Genomic DNA, 15644 nt, shown 5'->3' with positions numbered 1-15644 from the left:
TTTACAAGCAGTAAAAGGCCGACGGCAAGATGCCGTCAGCCCGGTTTGGTAGGCTTACGCCAGATATGCAGCAATCAAGATGCTTATTTAATTTCGGCGGTTGCGCCAGCTTCTTCAAGTTCCTTCTTAGCTGCTTCAGCTTCAGCTTTGCTGACGCCTTCTTTCAATGTGGTTGGAGCGCCTTCTACGGCGTCTTTAGCTTCTTTCAGACCCAGACCGGTCAGACCGCGAACTGCTTTAATTACAGCGACTTTGTTATCGCCGAAACCTGTAAGAATTACATCGAACTCGGTTTGTTCTTCAACTACAGCCGCAGCTGCAGCGGGTGCCGCAACTGCGACCGCAGCGGCTGCAGAAACGCCAAATTTTTCTTCCATCGCGGAAATCAGGTCGACGATTTCCATCACAGTCATATTCGCAACTGCTTCTAAGATGTCTTCTTTTGAAATTGCCATTTTATTAGTCCTCTAATATTTAAAAGTTGTATATCGTAGGTTGCGAATTTATGCCGCTTCTTTTTCGTCTCTGACAGCCGCCAATGTACGAGCCAATTTCTCGACAGGGGCTTTCATTACAGACATCAGCATACTGATACCTTGATCGCGTGTCGGCAATCTCGCCAACCGCTCCAGCTCCGATCCGCCAAACGCTTGGCCGCCGATCGCTACCACTTTGGCGACGAGCTTGTTGTTTTCTTTCGCGAAATCGTTCACCAGCCGAGCGGCAGAGCCTGGATCTTCCATCGAAAAAGCCAAGATCAGTGGCCCAACCAACCCATCTTGCATACATTCGAATTCGGTTCCGGCGACTGCGCGTTTTGCCAGCGTATTCTTTACGACTCGCAAATAAACACCCGTCTCTCTCGCGGTTTTTCTAAGCTTGGTTAGCTCAGTAACAGTCAAACCACGATATTCTGCGGCTACCGCAGAAAGGGCTTTAGCGGCGAATTCAGCAACTTCCTCTACGACAACTTTTTTGCCATCTAAATTGAGTGCCACATCTATCTCCGGTGTGTTTCTGATTTTCATCAGAATCAATAAAACGCATCTTTGCGATGCCCCTTACGGGTATCTTTCACCTTTTGGTTCCAGCTCCCGTCTGCGTAGGATAATTAAGCCTAAGCCCCTACGGTCTTTGACGGTTGCCGGTTTAGTCCGGCAACCCAAAGTTTTTGAAAATTAAATCTCGATGCTAGCTTGATCGATCCACAGCCCCGGCCCCATGGTCGAAGACAGTGAGATTTTTTTCAGATAAATACCTTTTGCCGCAGTCGGCTTGGCTTTTTTCAAATCGGCAATCAAAAACTCGAGGTTTTGTTTGAGCGCATTTTCGTCAAACGAAACCTTACCGATTGAACAATGGATAATGCCAGCCTTATCGGTACGATATCGGACTTGACCAGACTTTGCGTTTTTTACCGCCGTCACGACGTCCGGGGTAACAGTGCCCACTTTCGGGTTTGGCATCAGGCCTCTTGGACCCAATATCTGACCTAACTGACCAACGACGCGCATAGCGTCTGGAGAAGCAATAACAACGTCGAAATTCATTTCACCACGTTTTACTTGTTCGGCAAGATCGTCCATTCCAACTACGTCAGCGCCTGCTTCGCGTGCAGCATCAGCATTCGGCCCTTGAGTGAAAACAGCAACTCTTACTGTTTTCCCTGTACCATGAGGCAAAACAGAAGCACCGCGCACGTTTTGGTCAGATTTGCGCGGATCGACGCCCAAGTTAACACTGACATCAATGGATTCATCAAATTTGCTATTAGCAAATTCTTTCAGCAGAGCCACCGCTTCGCCAACAGAATATTGTTTGCTACGCACAACCTTTTCTTTAATTGCTTTAGCTTTTTTCGAAATTTTAGCCATTACACGCCCTCCACGTTCAAGCCCATGCTACGAGCGCTTCCCGCGATAATTCTGATCGCAGCTTCCATATCAGCTGCATTCAAGTCTTCCATCTTGGTTTTCGCTATTTCTTCCAATTGCGCTCTGGTGACAGTGCCAACTTTATTGGAATTTGGCTTGCTGCTTCCACTTTTAATGCCAACTGCTTTTTTCAGCAATATGGAAGCTGGTGGGGTTTTAGTAACGAAAGTAAAACTTTTATCACTGTAGACAGTGATTACAACAGGTAAAGGCAAGCCCTTTTCCACATCCTGGGTCCTGGCATTGAACGCCTTACAGAACTCCATAATATTGACGCCCCGTTGACCCAACGCTGGCCCGACTGGCGGACTCGGATTAGCCTCACCAGCCTTTACCTGTAATTTGATATAGGAATCAATTTTTTTTGCCATCTTATACTCCGAACGGGTTATAGCGCTTTACAAGCTCCCCAAGAAACAAAAATCCCGGCCACGCGAATGGCAGGGATTTTTAATGAAACATCACTGAATTAAATTTTTTCGACTTGGCCGAACTCAAGCTCAACAGGAGTAGAACGACCAAAAATCAAAACAGAAACCCGTAAACGGCTTTTTTCGTAATTTACTTCTTCGATATTGCCGTTAAAGTCTTTGAATGGACCATCTATGATTCTTACTACTTCGCCCACTTCAAATAACACTTTAGGCCGCGGCTTATTGACACCTTCTTCAACCCTGCTCAATATCGCCATCGCTTCCTTCTCTGAGATAGGCGAGGGCCTATCCGAAGCACCACCGATAAAGCCTAAAACTCTAGGCACATTCCGAACAAGATGCCACGTCTCGTCATTCAATTCCATTTGGACAAGCACGTAACCCGGAAAGAATTTCCGCTCGCTTTTACGCTGCTGCCCCATCCTCATTTCAACAACCTCTTCGGTCGGCACAAGGATTTTACCGAAATATTCTTGCAAGCCTTCTCGCTTGATTCGCTCTTCCAGAGCTTGCTTTACTTTATTCTCAAAATTGGAATATGCGTGAACGACATACCAGCGAAGCGACATTACTTAACTCCCTGGCCCATCAGTAGCTGGACACCCCAAAACAGAAACATATCAAGCAACCAGAGTATCAAGCCGACCACAAAGACCATCAAGAACACCATTAGCGTCGTGCGAACGGCTTCGTCTTTTGTTGGCCAAACAATTCGCTTGAATTCTTGTTTTGACTCTAAAATAAAACCCCACAATCCACGCCCTTTGGCCGTAGCAAAGCAAAGACCAGCTGCCGCAACCAGCAAAGCCAACAAAGCCAGGACTCTATAAAGCAGCGGAATGTCGGAAAAATAGTAGAACGCGACAACGCTCGCTACGACAACCAGCAAAGACAATGACAGTTTTACAATATCACCTACAGAGGTGACTTCTTCTGCGTGTGCGTTCATTTATCAGATTTGAAATAAATTGAAATAATTTCCTGAGTGGCAGGCCAGGAGGGACTCGAACCCCCAACTTGCGGTTTTGGAGACCGCTGCTCTACCAATTGAACTACTGACCTATTTCAGAAAATGTACTTTCAGCCAAAAACCGAGAATTACTCGACAATAGAAGCCACAACACCCGCACCGACGGTACGGCCACCTTCACGAATTGCGAAGCGCAAGCCGTCTTCCATCGCGATCGGTGAGATCAATTTTACTGTGACCGAGATGTTGTCACCTGGCATTACCATTTCAACACCTTCAGGCAGCTCAACCGCACCAGTCACGTCGGTGGTTCTGAAGTAGAACTGTGGACGGTAACCGTTAAAGAATGGCGTGTGACGACCACCCTCTTCTTTCGACAATACGTAGATTTCGGCTTTGAAGTGCGAGTGTGGCTTGATGCTGTTTACGTGAGCCAATACTTGACCACGCTCTACGTCGTCGCGCTTGGTGCCACGCAGCAGGATACCCACGTTGTCGCCAGCCTGACCTTGATCCAGCAATTTGCGGAACATTTCAACACCGGTACAGGTGGTTTTCACGGTATCTTTGATACCAACGATTTCAACCTCTTCGCCGACTTTGATAATACCGCGCTCGACACGGCCGGTTACTACCGTACCACGACCGGAAATCGAAAATACGTCTTCGATTGGCATCAGGAATTTGCCATCGATTGCGCGTTGCGGCTCAGGAATATAGCTATCCAGAGCTTCAACCAGCTTAACAACCGACTGAACACCAATTTCGCTTTGCTCACCTTCCAACGCTTTCAGCGCAGAACCAACGATGATTGGGGTATCGTCGCCCGGGAATTCGTACTGGTTTAACAGTTCGCGAATTTCCATTTCAACCAGCTCAATCAGCTCGGCATCATCGACCATGTCCGCTTTGTTCAAGAACACAACGATGTATGGAACGCCTACCTGGCGAGACAGCAGGATGTGCTCGCGCGTTTGCGGCATCGGACCGTCAGCCGCGGAGCAAACCAGAATAGCACCGTCCATTTGCGCCGCACCGGTAATCATATTTTTGACGTAGTCAGCGTGACCCGGGCAGTCAACGTGCGCATAGTGACGATTGGCTGACTCGTACTCTACGTGTGAGGTCGAAATGGTGATACCGCGCGCCCGCTCTTCGGGAGCATTGTCGATTTGATCAAACGCTTTTGCTTCGCCACCTTGCAGCTCGGCCATAACCTTGGTCAGCGCAGCAGTCAAGGTTGTTTTGCCGTGGTCAACGTGGCCAATCGTTCCTACGTTTACGTGCGGTTTCTTTCTTTCAAATTTTTCTTTAGCCATTTCGAAACACCTACAACAATACGATCAAAATAAACTGGAGCTCATAACCGGATTTGAACCGGTGACCTCTTCCTTACCAAGGAAGTGCTCTACCTGCTGAGCTATATGAGCAAAAACAACCTACTCAGAATGGAGCGGGTGATGGGAATCGAACCCACGCAATCAGCTTGGAAGGCTGGAGTTCTACCATTGAACTACACCCGCAGGATTCCTCAAAATTAGATGGTGGAGGGGGGAGGATTCGAACCTCCGAAGGTAGAACCGGCAGATTTACAGTCTGATCCCTTTGGCCGCTCGGGAACCCCTCCGTACTTATTCGGTCAATTTTCCTCTTTTTTACAAAAGAGGTCAAGCTTTTTTGTACTGCTTCTTACGCAAGCGAATTAATTCGCGCCAAATCACCAGCTACCAGCGCCTCAACATCCTTGAGCAGCATATCGCACAAAGCCATAAACCTGAGCATCGCGCCATTAGAAAAACCAGACAAAACGTAATCAGCCACCCCTCCCTCAGTCGGCCGACCTATACCAATCCGCAACCGGAAAAAATCTTTGGTTCCAGTGTTGGATATTATGTCTCTCAGACCGTTATGCCCAGCATGACCACCATTGCGCTTGAGCCTCACCACGCCTTCCGCCAACTCAAGCTCATCATGAACAACCAAAAGCTCGCTGCAATCCATCTTATAGAACCGCATCAGAGCACCAACCGATGCACCACTTCTGTTCATGAAGGTCACTGGCTTCAGCAACAACACCCTACCAAGACCAATGCTGCAATCTGCAACATCCCCTTGAAACTGAGCCGAGCGAGACCAGCGCGCTCCATGCACTTCAGCCAAACGATCCACAAACAAAAACCCGGCATTATGCCGGGTTCTTTCGTACTGCTGACCAGGATTACCTAAACCAACAATCAACCTAATCATTCAATGACTTTGGCAATTACACAGATTCTTCAGCACCCCTGGTTTTAACAACCTGAGCCACAGGATGATTGTGCTCAGAACCATGAGCCAAAGCAGGCAACTCTACGCCAGCAGGCAACACCAAGTCAGACAAATGAATAGTCTCACCGATATCGATAGCTGCCAAATCCACCTCAATAAACTCGGGCAACACAGAAGGCATGCATATAACCTCAACATCAGTCATCGCATGCGTCACAACCCCACCTTTTTTAACGCCAACGCACACAGCCTCGTTAACAAAATGCAACGGAACATGAACCTTCAGCTTGTGAGACTCATCGACACGCATGAAATCCATATGCAAAATCTGAGGCTTAGCCGGGTGACGCTGGATGTGCTTCAGCACCGCTTTTTCGGCCGCACCATCAACCATCACATCCAGAACATGAGAGTAAACCGCTTCGTGAGCCAGATGCTTAACGACCTCGTTATGATCAAGAACCAGCATCAAAGGAGAAGCAGAACCGCCGTAAATAACCGCAGGAACCTTACCTTGCCGACGCACCGCTTTCGCCGAAGCACTACCAACACCAACACGAGCCTCTGCAATAAATTCAAACACGTTTGCCATTATTTCTCCTCACGCTTGCCACACAAGCACTACTTTAATTCTCAATTTAATCAACATATAACGAACTTACGGATTCTCCAACCGCTATTCGCCTTATGGTTTCAGCCAACATTTCAGCGACACTCAACTGCCTGATTTTACTGACACCCAACAACTCATCGGTTAAGGGAATCGTATCTGTGACGACCAGCTCATCAAGCACCGACTGCTTGACATTTTCAGCCGCAGCTCCAGAAAGCACCGGATGAGTGCAATAAGCCACAACTTTTTTTGCCCCGTGCTTTTTTAATGCCGCAGCGGCGTGACACAGCGTACCAGCAGTATCCACCAGATCATCGACCATCACACAAGTCCTACCGTCGACATCACCGATAATGTGCATGATTTCAGACACGTTAGGCCGAGGGCGGCGCTTATCGATAATCGCCAAGTCCGCATCACCCAAGCGCTTTGCAATTGCTCGAGCCCTCACCACACCACCAACATCCGGCGACACCACAATCAAGTCCGGATATTCTTGCCGCCATATATCGCCAAGCAGAATTGGAGAAGCATATACATTGTCGACCGGAATTCCGAAAAAACCCATAATCTGGTCGGAGTGCAAATCTACAGTTAAGGCTCGATCAGCACCAGCATTGCCTATCATGTCGGCCACTAAACGCGCCGTAATCGGCACTCGCGCAGACCGAGACCTTCTATCCTGCCGCGCATAGCCGTAGTAAGGCATCACTGCAGTAATCCGGGCCGCAGAGGCGCGCCGAAGAGCATCGATCATCACCAACAACTCCATCAAATTTTCGTTGGTGGGAGAACAGGTTGGCTGAATTACAAAGACATCCCTTCCCCTAACGTTTTCCTGGATCTCTACAAAAATCTCGCCATCGCTAAAGCGACCGACACTAGCCATGCCAAGGCGCATGTTCAGCTTTTTCACGATACCTTCAGACAAAGCCTTATTGGCATTGCCAGAGAATACCATTACCGAAGCCTCGCGCATTAAAGCACTCCCAAGGGATTTAAATTTGGAAATTATGGCTGGGCTGCTAGGATTCGAACCTAGGTATGCGGGGATCAAAACCCCGTGCCTTACCGCTTGGCGACAGCCCAATATTTGACTTAAAACACTCCCTGTTCCAACTTAACGTGAAGCGGCGACTTATCCACCTCCTTGGCGAGATAAACCATCCACTCTTCAATCAGCCCAGAATACGCACACTTTGCCGCATCTTCGGAATCAAATTCCGCAAAAACACAGGCACCGGTACCGGTTAACTTAGCCTCTCCGAATTCCGACAAAGCATGAATAGCCTTTACAATCGGAGGATACAACTCACTCACAACCGAAAGACAATCGTTCCTTGCATCCCCTGCAAGAAAGTCAGTCATTTTGATTGGTTTACTATTTCTTGTCAACCCATTAGCCAAAAAAATTTGTTTGGTGTTTACGTGGCAATCCGGCTTAATCACAACAACCCACCTGCCTGGAACGCTCACCTCAGTCAACTTTTCTCCAACTCCCTCAGCCCAAGAGGTTCGACCAAACACAAAAACAGGCACATCGGCGCCCAATCGCAACCCCAGCTCCATTAAAGTCTCAAGAGAAAGGTTCAATCCCCAAAGCTTATTTAGTACCAGTAGCGTCGTGGCAGCATCCGAACTTCCACCCCCCAATCCACCGCCCATTGGAAGATTCTTTTCAATTTCAATCCACACACCCTCTCGGCTTCCAGTATATTCTTTGAGTAAATTAGCAGCACGAACAGTCAAATCATCGCTCTCAGACACCCCAGGAATCGGGTTACGGAGCCTGACTTTGCCATCCTCCGCAGGACTAAACCTAATCCAATCACACAAGTCGATAATTCGGAACACCGTTTGCAACAAATGATAGCCATCCGGGCGACGGCCGATAATTCTCAACATCAGGTTTAGTTTTGCCGGAGCTGGCCACTTCTCGCCCCATCCCTTCGAATTTAATTGACTTTCAGTCACGACAAATCCCATTGATCCACTATCAATTTTATTTTTGTACGATCTTTTTCAATATTGATTTTCTTAGGCAGAGAATCCGACGCTACCTTATACACGTCCCTAAAAGTGACCCTCCAACCCGCCTGCATAAAACCACCATCCAATTCGACGCCCTGCAAACCCGGATCGAGAATCCCGAATACCCAATACCTCAACGAGTCGACAGGCATCACCACTCCCAACCGCTCCGACAAAACCTGCTCTGCCGAACCGTAAAATTCTTGCCGATTCTCGCCATCGTCGATTGTGACAGCGCCATCGACCACACTAATCGCCAAACGCCCCTGCGCCAACGGCCCCAACAACTCGATATCATCCCTGCCGCCAAGATGCCGCCAATTGACCGATGCAGAAAACGACTCTCGCTCATCGGCAACCGCCAATCTTCCCGAGAATGCCCAACGACCGTGAGCCTGCAAGGCATGGGTTTCAAAGGGACGATAAACGTTTACTTCCGACTCTGAAACCAGCGAGCAAGCTGACAACGCCAAAATACAACACACCGCCAGCCCACGCAGAATCATCATTATTGGCCGCTATGCAGAAAGCGCTTTTTGAATTCGAGCAAATATTCGTCCTCTGGAGATTTTTTAAAAGCGGCGTCAAACAATTCCTTGGCCTGCTTTTTATCACCCATCTCCCACAACACCTCGGCAATATGGGCGGCAATCTCATTTTCAGGCTGCTTGTCGTAGGCTTTACGCAAATATTCCAAGGCCAATTCCAACTTGCCTTGTTTATAGAGCAACCAACCGTAGCTATCGACGATCACCGGTTCTTCCGGCTGCAACTCGATGGCCTTTCCAAGATATTTGGCGGCCTCATCATAACGTTGGGTTCGGTCGACCAAGGTATAACCCAAAGCATTCAGAGCCGCGACGTCTTCCGGCTTTTTCTCCAGAATCTTCAGCAAATCTGCCTCAAGCACGTCGAGCTTATCCAAACGCTCAGCCACCAGAGCCCGAGCGTAAAGCACGTCACGGTTATCCGGCGCCTCTTTCAACGCTGACGTCAGAGCATCGAACGCATCCTGATAGCGCCCGGACTGGTTATACAATTCGGCCTTTACCATCAGTATCCGCAAACGCTGCTCCGGATATTTGACATCCATCCGATTGACTCGCGCTTCGACATCATCCAATCGCTTCTGATTCATTAAAAGTGAGACTGCGGCCATGTCGGCGTCGAAAGCGTAACTCCCCTCTTCGACCCGGTCGAACCAAGCCAAAGCTTTTTCCGGACGCTGTTGCTCCAGCGCTATTTTGCCCAGGTAAAAGCTAGCCTGGCCTTCCCAGTCCGGATTGGGCAACAACCTCTCCAAAGTGTTTTCGGCCTTATCTACCTGGTTTAGCTGCATATGAATCAAAGCCAGAGCAAACAAGGTCTCCGGATCGTCCGGCTTATCTTCAAGCACTGACTGGCAAAGCTTGATCGCGTCGTCATAATCGCGACTATTAACCAAAACCTCCAACAACATTTTTCGGAGCTGTTTGTCGTTCGGCGCCTGTTTCACGGCTTTTTCCAGATATTCTCTGGCCTTAGCCAAGTCGCCCGCCCGACCCGCCAACTGCGCCTGAAAAATAACCGCCTTGTTCCAATCGGGCTCCAACAACAAGGCCTGACTGATTTTTTGTTGGGCCAGTTCGCTCTGCTGCAATACCGAAGCCAATACCGCCTGGACGAAAAAGATGCCGGCATGCGCCGGACGCATTTGCGCCAACTCATCCAACACATCGTAAGTAAACTGAGTCCGCCCCTCTTTTTCAAGCAGCTTGCTCATCTCCAGCAATCCGGCTTCAAAACCGGCAGGATCGTCGGCCAACATCGCGTCGAGATTATCCAGCGCTGCCTTATGATCGGAATTCTTAATAGCCAACAACACCGCAAACTTTCTGGCTGCCAAATTTTTGCCGTCCTTAGACAACCAAACCGTCAACGCTTCCCGCGTCCGCGCCTCATCCTTTAGGAACAAACCGATTTTCACTGCTCTTTCGGCAATTCGCGGATCGTCGACCCGCTTTGCGGCCTGCAAATAGGCATCCATCGCCAAATCGTACTGGTTGCGCTGGCCCGCCAACTCAGCCGCCATCAACAGGTATAAAACCTCTTCGTCAATGACGGTGTTGCGGTTAACCCGGCTTTGCAGGCCATCAACCTTCGCCGGCTGATTCTCGACCGCAGCATCCTTGTCAGGCGCAACAGCACATCCCGCTGCAGACAAAACTATTGCTATGGCTATCCATTTATTCATGCAATCAATCGACCTGTGTTCAGAAAATTGTTTTTTATAGATTACCAGAAAAACCCCGGCGAGTCGGACCGCTGTTTGATTGGATTTGGACAAAAACTGCGCATTCCTTAAAATACAGGAATTTTCTTAAGTGTTTATGCGTATTCGATGACTCTTCTCGCCGTAGGGATAAATTACAACACCGCGCCGGTCGCCGTTCGCGAACGGCTGGCGTTCCCGTCGGAAGCCCTGGAGGCCACGCTGAAAAATCTGTGGAGCATCCGTGAAATCAGCGAGGCCGCGATACTCTCAACCTGCAACCGCACCGAATTATATTGTCAGGCCGAACACGACGCCCAAAGCTCGCTGGTGGAGTGGATTGCCGACACCAAGCGGATCACGCCCGCCGAATTTACACCTTACCTTTATAGCTACAAAGACAGCCAATCGATTCGCCACATGTTCCGCGTCGCGTGCGGCCTGGACTCGATGATACTCGGCGAACCGCAGATTTTAGGCCAAATGAAAACCGCCTATCACGCGGCATCTCAAGCCGGCACGCTGGGTCGCAATCTGAGTAAGTTGTTCCAGCATACCTTTTCCGCTGCTAAAAAGGTGCGTACCGACACCGCAATCGGCTCCAGCCCGGTCTCGGTCGCTTTCGCCGCAGTACAACTGGCTCAGCAAATTTTCGACAAGCTAAGCGACCAAACCGCGCTACTGATCGGAGCCGGCGAAACCATAGAGCTCACGGCCCGCCATTTGTTCCAACACGGCATAGGTCGGATCATCATCGCCAACCGCACCTACGACAAAGCGCACGTACTTGCCACCCAGTTCAACGGCTACGCTATCTCGTTGGCGGAACTGCCCAACCATCTGGCCGAAGCCGACATCGTCGTCTCCTCCACCGCCAGCCAGTTACCGATCCTGGGCAAGGGCCGGGTCGAGAGCGCAATCAAAATCCGCAAACACAAGCCGATGTTCATGGTCGATCTGGCCGTGCCGCGCGATATCGAAGCCGAAGTCGGCCAATTGCGCGACGTTTACCTGTACACCGTCGACGACCTGCAACATACCGTCAACCAGAACATGGACTCGCGCCGCCGCGCGGCGGAACAAGCCGAAGAAATCATCGACACCCAAGTCGAACATTTTCTGGCCTGGTTGCGCTCGCAGGGCGCTCAGGAAACCATCCGCGATTTCCGAGCGCAAGCGGAAAAGACCCGCGACGAGGCACTGCAAAGAGCCCTGGCCCAACTAAATACCGGCGCAAATGCCGAAGACGTGTTACAACGTTTAGCCCATACCTTAACCAACAAATTGATCCACACGCCCTGCGCGCAACTGCGCGACGCCGGCGCCAACGAACGCCACGACCTGATCGCCGCCTCGCGCGAAATTTTCAAATTAAGATAACCGTTGATGAAACCCTCGATACAAACCAAGCTGGAAAACCTCGGCGAGCGCTTCGAAGAAATTACCGCGCTGCTCACCCAACCGGAAGTGCAAAGCAACCAAAACCAATTTCGCAGCCTGAGCCAGGAATACGCTCAGCTGGAACCGATCGTCGCCTGCTATAGACAATATCAAGATAACGCAACCGATTTGGAATCGGCCAGGGAAATGGCCAAGGACAGCGATCCGGAGCTACGCGAGATGGCGAAGGAAGAAATCGCTGCGGCAGACAGCCGGCGCGAGGCCTTGGAACAAGAACTACAAATCCTGTTGCTACCGAAAGACCCCAACGATAATCACAACGTCTTTTTGGAGGTCCGGGCCGGCACCGGCGGCGACGAAGCGGCGATTTTCTCCGGCGATCTGGCGCGAATGTACCAACGCTACGCCGAGCGTCAGGGCTGGAATGTCGAAATCATCAACGAAAACCGCGGCGAACACGGCGGTTATAAAGAGATCATCATGCGCGTGGCCGGCCAGAACGTATATTCGCAATTGAAGTTCGAATCCGGCACCCATCGCGTGCAGCGGGTACCGGAAACCGAATCGCAAGGCCGAGTGCATACCTCGGCCTGCACCGTGGCGATCATGCCCGAAGTCGACAGCGTCGACGAAATCGAGATCAACCCGGCCGATTTGCGCATCGACACCTACCGCGCTTCCGGCGCCGGCGGCCAGCACGTCAACCGTACCGACTCGGCCATCCGCATCACCCACATCCCAACCGGCGTCGTGGTGGAATGCCAGGACGAACGTTCGCAGCACAAAAACCGGGCCAGAGCGATGTCGGTATTGCAGGCGCGCTTATTGGCCGCCGAACAGGAAAAAATCCACGCCGAACAGTCGGAAAGCCGGAAATTGCAGGTCGGCAGCGGCGACCGCTCCGAGCGCATCCGCACTTACAATTACCCGCAAGGCCGGCTGACCGACCACCGCATCAACCTGACCTTGTACAAACTGGAAGACATCATGGAAGGGGCGCTGGACCAAGTCATCCAACCGCTGATCCACGAACACCAAGCAGAATTGCTGACCCAGCTAGGCAATGCTTGACGGCGATCGCGTCCGGCCGGAAACCATCGCCGAGTTGCTGGCTTCCGCCGCAGCGGCATTGGCCGACAGCTCCGAAACCGCCCAACTCGACGCCGAAGTCCTGCTCTGCCATTGTCTGGATAAACCGCGGGCGTTTCTGCGCGCCTGGCCGGAACGCTGTCCGGATGCCGAGCAGACCTCGGAATTCCACCGTTTGCTCGAGCAGCGCCGGCAAGGTGTTCCGGTGGCCTATTTGACCGGCCACCGAGAATTCTGGTCGCGCGAGTTTCTGGTCGGTCCGGAGGTGCTGATTCCGCGCCCGGATACCGAGCTGCTGGTCGAACTTAGCCTCGACTTGCTGCCGACCGATCGCCCTTGCCGAGTCATCGATCTGGGCACCGGCTCCGGGATATTGGCCATCACCCTCGCCGTCGAGCGCCCGCTGGCGCATGTAGTCGGTGTGGATGTCAGCTATGCGGCACTGGAGACGGCCCAACGCAATGCCGGACGGCTGCAGGTGGCTAACGTTAATTTCGCCGTTTCGAATTGGTTTGCGGACATAGCCGAATCCGATTTTGACTTGGTAGTGAGCAACCCACCCTACATCGCGGCGGACGACCCGCATCTGCGGCAAGGCGATGTTCGCTTCGAACCGGCCAACGCTTTGATCAGCGCCGAAAACGGCCTTAAAGATATCCGCCTGATCGCCGAGCAGGCTCGCAGTCGTTTGAAACCGCATGGTCAACTATTGCTCGAACACGGTTACAATCAAGCGGCCGATGTCCGGGCAATCTTAGCGGCGCTCGGTTACCGGCACGTCGCCACGCACCACGATTTAGCAAATAATCCTCGCGTTACCAGAGGGGTATGGAATCCATGACCAATACTTTAGAAATCAGCCTGCCGCGCAAATTAACCAACCAACTGTTGCATCTGGCGCAACTGTCCCCGGAAGCGGAAGTCTGCGGCTTGATCGGCGCCGACGCCAGCGGCAAACCGGTCGCTTGCTATCCGGTCAATAACGGCGCCGCCGACCCGAAACGCCGGTTTTTACTGGATGCCGCCGAACAAATCGCGGCGATGAAACAAATGCGGGAAAACGGCGAAAGCCTGTTTGCGATTTACCACTCGCATCCGGACACGCCGGCCACGCCCTCGGCCACCGACATTGCCGAAGCGGCTTATCCGAATGCGCTGAATCTGATTATTTCCTTGAACACCAAAGGCGTATTGGAAATGCGCGGTTTCAAAATCGACGGCAATAGCGTCACCGAAGCCGTGTTGAATCTGATCGAAGCCTAGGAGCCCTTGCACTTCAAGTTATATTTCTGTACCCGGTAACGCAAAGTCTCGCGGGTGGTACCCAGCATCCGAGCCGCGGCGGTGACGTTTTCGTCGGTGCGGTTCAATACTTCCTGGATCAAGTATTTCTCCATATCGTGCAGGCTCAGGCTGCCGTCCAACGGCAGGAAAATACCGTTTTCGTTTTGCTGCACGGTCGGGCTGCTCGGCGCATTCGGCAGTTGCAGCCAATGCTCCGGAAAATTTTCGTCGCTCGCGAGCAATACGCAACGCTCGATCACATTCCGCAGTTCGCGCACGTTACCGGGCCAATCGTAAGCCTTCAACAAAGCCCAGGCCTGTTTGGAAATTTTGCTGACATTTTTCGCCGACTTGCGGTTGCTCTCGGCGACAAAAAACGGCACCAGCTCGTCCAAATCCTGCTTGCGCTCGCGTAACGCCGGCACCCGCAAGCTCATCACGTTCAAGCGGTGATACAAATCGCTGCGGAACAAGCCCAGCTCGACTTTTTGCAGCAAATTCAAATTGGTGGCGGCGACGATTTGCACGTCTATCGCAATTTCGGTTTCTCCGCCCAACCGCCGAATCCGGAGGTCTTCCACCGCCTTCAGCAACTTGGTCTGCAAATCCAGATCCATCTCGCCGATTTCGTCGAGGAACAGCGTGCCGGTGTGGGCTTGCTCGAACAAGCCGCGATGGCGCTTTTTGGCGCCGGTAAAAGCACCGGCTTCATAACCGAATAATTCCGATTCCAGCAACTCGCGCGGTAGCGCGGCACAGTTGACTTCGACCAGCGGCGCATTGGCCCGGTTGCCGGACGCATGCAGTATGCGTGCAATCAAACCCTTGCCGGTGCCGGTTTCGCCGGAAATGATCAAACTGGAAAACGGCGTTTTCGCCACTTGCGAAATCATAGTCCGCAGCAAAGTGGCGGCCTGACTACTGCCGACCAGGGCATCCACCGTATGCTTGCTGTTGCGGGCCATGGCTTGCTGCTGCACCTGGCGCTGGGCTCGAGCACTGCGCGCCGCTCCTTCGACCAACAGGTTCAAGCGCTCCAGTTCGCAAGGCTTTTCGACGAAATCGTAAGCCCCCAGCCGCACCGCCCGCACCGAATCGGCCACTCCGCCGTAACCGGTCAAAAACACCCATTCGCTGCTGCCAATCTTGTCCTTGATTCTTTCCAACAAATCCAGGGCATTGCCGTCCGGCAAGTTCATATCGGACAACACCACCAACGGGTCGGTAGTCTGGCTCAGCAAATGCCGCTCGGCTTGCTGCAGATTCTCGCTAACGGTAACTTCCCAATTTTTTTTCCGAAAGAAACGCGCCAGCTCGGAACCGAGCAGAGCCTCGTCTTCAATGATTAACAGCGTATCCGGCATAGGCT

General features: G+C 51.7%; 18 protein-coding genes and 5 tRNA genes. 4 read left to right on the top strand and 19 right to left on the bottom strand.

The annotated features are described in order from the left end of the window. Positions 1 to 83: 83 nt before the first annotated feature. The 18 genes from rplL to AC0IM9_RS05915 form a co-directional block, all read right to left on the bottom strand. Entirely contained in the window at positions 84 to 455 is a 372-nt protein-coding gene (rplL, locus tag AC0IM9_RS06000) for a 50S ribosomal protein L7/L12 (RefSeq protein ID WP_064022735.1), read from the bottom strand. A gap of 48 nt (positions 456 to 503) precedes the next feature. After that, positions 504 to 998 (bottom strand): 50S ribosomal protein L10, encoded by a 495-nt coding sequence (gene rplJ / locus AC0IM9_RS05995; protein WP_140914205.1) that lies wholly within the window; start codon positions 996 to 998, stop codon positions 504 to 506. 180 nt (positions 999 to 1178) lie between these two features. Further along, positions 1179 to 1874, bottom strand: a complete 696-nt coding sequence (gene rplA, locus AC0IM9_RS05990; protein ID WP_140914200.1) for a 50S ribosomal protein L1 — start codon at positions 1872 to 1874, stop codon at positions 1179 to 1181. Then, positions 1874 to 2305 (bottom strand): 50S ribosomal protein L11, encoded by a 432-nt coding sequence (gene rplK / locus AC0IM9_RS05985; RefSeq protein ID WP_140914201.1) that lies wholly within the window; start codon positions 2303 to 2305, stop codon positions 1874 to 1876. The genes rplA and rplK overlap by 1 nt, the downstream gene beginning before the upstream one ends. A gap of 98 nt (positions 2306 to 2403) precedes the next feature. Next, on the bottom strand, positions 2404 to 2937 hold the full coding sequence (nusG, locus tag AC0IM9_RS05980) for a transcription termination/antitermination protein NusG (protein ID WP_140914202.1): 534 nt from the start codon (positions 2935 to 2937) through the stop codon (positions 2404 to 2406). Continuing rightward, the gene (secE, locus tag AC0IM9_RS05975) at positions 2937 to 3317 is read right to left on the bottom strand and encodes a preprotein translocase subunit SecE (RefSeq protein WP_278209464.1); all 381 of its coding nucleotides are present in this window, start codon (positions 3315 to 3317) and stop codon (positions 2937 to 2939) included. The genes nusG and secE overlap by 1 nt, the downstream gene beginning before the upstream one ends. 37 nt (positions 3318 to 3354) lie before the next feature. Further along, positions 3355 to 3430, bottom strand: a tRNA-Trp gene (locus tag AC0IM9_RS05970). A 36-nt stretch (positions 3431 to 3466) separates the two neighbouring features. Beyond that, a complete protein-coding gene (gene tuf / locus AC0IM9_RS05965; RefSeq protein ID WP_140913950.1) occupies positions 3467 to 4657 on the bottom strand; it encodes an elongation factor Tu in 1191 nt (396 codons plus the stop codon). A gap of 35 nt (positions 4658 to 4692) precedes the next feature. After that, a tRNA-Thr gene (locus AC0IM9_RS05960) sits at positions 4693 to 4768 on the bottom strand. Positions 4769 to 4787: 19 nt separating this feature from the next. After that, positions 4788 to 4861, bottom strand: a tRNA-Gly gene (locus AC0IM9_RS05955). 19 nt (positions 4862 to 4880) lie between these two features. Then, positions 4881 to 4965: transfer RNA gene (locus tag AC0IM9_RS05950), tRNA-Tyr, on the bottom strand. 62 nt (positions 4966 to 5027) lie between these two features. Further along, complete coding sequence (pth, locus tag AC0IM9_RS05945) at positions 5028 to 5585, bottom strand: aminoacyl-tRNA hydrolase (protein ID WP_482803405.1); 558 nt, start codon at positions 5583 to 5585, stop codon at positions 5028 to 5030. Positions 5586 to 5601: 16 nt separating this feature from the next. Further along, entirely contained in the window at positions 5602 to 6198 is a 597-nt protein-coding gene (locus AC0IM9_RS05940) for a 50S ribosomal protein L25/general stress protein Ctc (RefSeq protein ID WP_140910787.1), read from the bottom strand. Between the two features lie 46 nt (positions 6199 to 6244). Next, on the bottom strand, positions 6245 to 7198 hold the full coding sequence (locus tag AC0IM9_RS05935) for a ribose-phosphate diphosphokinase (protein ID WP_140910788.1): 954 nt from the start codon (positions 7196 to 7198) through the stop codon (positions 6245 to 6247). Positions 7199 to 7233: 35 nt separating this feature from the next. Next, positions 7234 to 7308: transfer RNA gene (locus tag AC0IM9_RS05930), tRNA-Gln, on the bottom strand. Between the two features lie 9 nt (positions 7309 to 7317). Beyond that, entirely contained in the window at positions 7318 to 8193 is an 876-nt protein-coding gene (gene ispE / locus AC0IM9_RS05925) for a 4-(cytidine 5'-diphospho)-2-C-methyl-D-erythritol kinase (RefSeq protein WP_445372548.1), read from the bottom strand. Beyond that, a complete protein-coding gene (gene lolB / locus AC0IM9_RS05920) occupies positions 8190 to 8759 on the bottom strand; it encodes a lipoprotein insertase outer membrane protein LolB (protein WP_482803404.1) in 570 nt (189 codons plus the stop codon). Before lolB ends, ispE begins: the two co-directional genes overlap by 4 nt. Beyond that, entirely contained in the window at positions 8759 to 10483 is a 1725-nt protein-coding gene (locus tag AC0IM9_RS05915) for a tetratricopeptide repeat protein (RefSeq protein ID WP_482803403.1), read from the bottom strand. The genes lolB and AC0IM9_RS05915 overlap by 1 nt, the downstream gene beginning before the upstream one ends. A 147-nt stretch (positions 10484 to 10630) precedes the next feature. On the opposite strand from AC0IM9_RS05915, the gene hemA reads away from it, so the two are divergent. The 4 genes from hemA to AC0IM9_RS05895 are packed head-to-tail and all read left to right on the top strand — an operon-like array spanning position 10631 to position 14254. Next, positions 10631 to 11881: a glutamyl-tRNA reductase gene (gene hemA / locus AC0IM9_RS05910; RefSeq protein ID WP_482803402.1), complete on the top strand. Its 1251-nt coding sequence runs from the start codon at positions 10631 to 10633 to the stop codon at positions 11879 to 11881. A gap of 6 nt (positions 11882 to 11887) precedes the next feature. Further along, a complete protein-coding gene (prfA, locus tag AC0IM9_RS05905; protein ID WP_140910793.1) occupies positions 11888 to 12973 on the top strand; it encodes a peptide chain release factor 1 in 1086 nt (361 codons plus the stop codon). Then, positions 12966 to 13832, top strand: coding sequence for a peptide chain release factor N(5)-glutamine methyltransferase (gene prmC / locus AC0IM9_RS05900; protein WP_482803401.1), 867 nt, complete (start codon positions 12966 to 12968; stop codon positions 13830 to 13832). The genes prfA and prmC overlap by 8 nt, the downstream gene beginning before the upstream one ends. Beyond that, positions 13829 to 14254 (top strand): M67 family metallopeptidase, encoded by a 426-nt coding sequence (locus tag AC0IM9_RS05895; RefSeq protein WP_445372545.1) that lies wholly within the window; start codon positions 13829 to 13831, stop codon positions 14252 to 14254. Before prmC ends, AC0IM9_RS05895 begins: the two co-directional genes overlap by 4 nt. On the opposite strand, the gene AC0IM9_RS05890 is transcribed toward AC0IM9_RS05895, so the two are convergent. After that, positions 14251 to 15639, bottom strand: coding sequence for a sigma-54-dependent transcriptional regulator (locus tag AC0IM9_RS05890; protein ID WP_482803400.1), 1389 nt, complete (start codon positions 15637 to 15639; stop codon positions 14251 to 14253). The genes AC0IM9_RS05895 and AC0IM9_RS05890 overlap by 4 nt on opposite strands. Positions 15640 to 15644 lie beyond the last annotated feature (5 nt).

Source organism: Methylomonas sp. Uni0011 (assembly GCF_056850255.1).
Note: the sequence above shows the minus strand (reverse complement) of the source record. Positions and strands in the feature narration are given on the sequence as shown.

Excerpts from the sequence above, each read along its gene's own strand:
- hemA (WP_482803402.1), top strand. The coding sequence starts at position 10,631 with ATGACTCTTCTCGCCGTAGGGATAAATTACAACACCGCGCCGGTCGCC.
- pth (WP_482803405.1), bottom strand. The coding sequence starts at position 5,585 with ATGATTAGGTTGATTGTTGGTTTAGGTAATCCTGGTCAGCAGTACGAA.
- rplA (WP_140914200.1), bottom strand. The coding sequence starts at position 1,874 with ATGGCTAAAATTTCGAAAAAAGCTAAAGCAATTAAAGAAAAGGTTGTG.
- AC0IM9_RS05895 (WP_445372545.1), top strand. The coding sequence starts at position 13,829 with ATGACCAATACTTTAGAAATCAGCCTGCCGCGCAAATTAACCAACCAA.
- AC0IM9_RS05915 (WP_482803403.1), bottom strand. The coding sequence starts at position 10,483 with ATGAATAAATGGATAGCCATAGCAATAGTTTTGTCTGCAGCGGGATGT.
- secE (WP_278209464.1), bottom strand. The coding sequence starts at position 3,317 with ATGAACGCACACGCAGAAGAAGTCACCTCTGTAGGTGATATTGTAAAA.
- AC0IM9_RS05890 (WP_482803400.1), bottom strand. The coding sequence starts at position 15,639 with ATGCCGGATACGCTGTTAATCATTGAAGACGAGGCTCTGCTCGGTTCC.
- prfA (WP_140910793.1), top strand. The coding sequence starts at position 11,888 with ATGAAACCCTCGATACAAACCAAGCTGGAAAACCTCGGCGAGCGCTTC.
- tuf (WP_140913950.1), bottom strand. The coding sequence starts at position 4,657 with ATGGCTAAAGAAAAATTTGAAAGAAAGAAACCGCACGTAAACGTAGGA.
- nusG (WP_140914202.1), bottom strand. The coding sequence starts at position 2,937 with ATGTCGCTTCGCTGGTATGTCGTTCACGCATATTCCAATTTTGAGAAT.
- lolB (WP_482803404.1), bottom strand. The coding sequence starts at position 8,759 with ATGATGATTCTGCGTGGGCTGGCGGTGTGTTGTATTTTGGCGTTGTCA.
- rplL (WP_064022735.1), bottom strand. The coding sequence starts at position 455 with ATGGCAATTTCAAAAGAAGACATCTTAGAAGCAGTTGCGAATATGACT.
- AC0IM9_RS05940 (WP_140910787.1), bottom strand. The coding sequence starts at position 6,198 with ATGGCAAACGTGTTTGAATTTATTGCAGAGGCTCGTGTTGGTGTTGGT.
- AC0IM9_RS05935 (WP_140910788.1), bottom strand. The coding sequence starts at position 7,198 with ATGCGCGAGGCTTCGGTAATGGTATTCTCTGGCAATGCCAATAAGGCT.
- rplK (WP_140914201.1), bottom strand. The coding sequence starts at position 2,305 with ATGGCAAAAAAAATTGATTCCTATATCAAATTACAGGTAAAGGCTGGT.
- prmC (WP_482803401.1), top strand. The coding sequence starts at position 12,966 with ATGCTTGACGGCGATCGCGTCCGGCCGGAAACCATCGCCGAGTTGCTG.